Genomic DNA, 1,422 nt, shown 5'->3' on the forward strand with positions numbered 1-1,422 from the left:
CCCACCCCCCACATCCCCTGAGGAGACCCCTCTTGACGTCGCATCACAAGCGCAGCGGCAGGGCGAAGCTCGCGACCGCGACAGCCTCAGCCGCCGCCGTCGTGGGCCTCGCCGTGGTCGTCTCGCCCGTCGCCCACGCGGAACGCCCCGCGGAGGGCACGGTCTACGGCCTGGACGCCCGCGGCGCGGTGGCCGGCAGCTACATCGTCCTGCTCGACCACGACACGTCCCGGTCGCGCAAGTCGGAGCTGGCGACCCAGTACGGCGGCAAGCTCGCCCGCACCTACGGATCCGCCGTCGACGGCTTCTCCGCGACGAGCCTGACCGAGACCGAGGCCAAGCGGCTGGCCGCCGACCCGGCGGTCGCCACGGTGGTGCAGAACAAGAAGTTCCACATCGACGCCACCCAGGACAACCCGCCTTCCTGGGGCCTCGATCGCATCGATCAGACCGACAAGACGGGTGACCACAAGTACACCTACCCGGACAAGGCCGGCGAGGGCGTGACGGCCTACGTCATCGACACCGGCGTCCGCGTCAGCCACAAGGACTTCGGCGGCCGCGCGAGTTACGGCTTCGACGCGGTCGACAACGACGACACCGCCGACGACGGCAACGGTCACGGCACCCACGTCGCCGGCACCATCGCCGGAACGGCGCACGGCGTCGCCAAGAAGGCCAGGATCGTCGCCGTGCGAGTCCTCGACGACAAGGGCTCCGGCACCACCGAGCAGGTCGTCGCGGGCATCGACTGGGTGACCAAGAACCACAAGGGCCCCTCCGTCGCCAACATGAGCCTCGGCGGAGGTACCGATCCCGCCCTCGACGCCGCCGTCGGCAAGGCCATCGCCTCCGGCGTCACGTTCGCCGTCGCCGCCGGCAACGAGTCGGCCGACGCCAAGGACAGCTCACCCGCCCGCGTGCCCGAGGCCATCACCGTCGCCTCCAGCACCGACGGCGACGCCCAGTCCGACTTCTCCAACTTCGGTTCCGTGGTCGACCTGTACGCGCCGGGCTCGGACATCACCTCGGACTGGAACGACAGCGACGAGGCGACCAAGACGATATCCGGCACCTCCATGGCCACCCCCCACGTCACGGGCGCCGCCGCGGTCTACCTCGCCGGGCACCCGGACGCCACACCGGCTCAGGTCTCCTCGGCGCTCACCGGCGCGGCGACCGCCGACAAGCTCACCGGCGTCGGCAGCGGCACGCCCAACAAGCTCCTGAAGGTCACCGGCCAGTAGGAGTCCCACCGTCCCCCCACGGGAAACACGGCGGCCCGGCGGTGCCTTCGCCACCTCCCCGTGGCGCGGGCCCCCGCCGGGCCGCCGGCCGCCGCCGCGTCCTGACCGTGGTGCGGCTACGCGCGGTGGACGGAGACGCCGCCGGGCAGGCCCCGGGGCGCACCATTTTGCCGAC

The 1,422-nt window shown here is 72.1% G+C and carries 1 protein-coding gene; it reads left to right on the forward strand.

Going from position 1 to position 1,422, the window contains the following annotated elements; genetic code table 11:
* Window positions 1–101 precede the first annotated feature (101 nt).
* Complete coding sequence (locus V7E45_RS36505; protein ID WP_443056332.1) at window positions 102–1,247, forward strand: S8 family serine peptidase; 1,146 nt, start codon at window positions 102–104, stop codon at window positions 1,245–1,247.
* Window positions 1,248–1,422: the final 175 nt, after the last annotated feature.

The organism is Streptomyces sp. IBSBF 3136 (genome assembly GCF_036815105.1).
GTDB lineage: Bacteria > Actinomycetota > Actinomycetes > Streptomycetales > Streptomycetaceae > Streptomyces.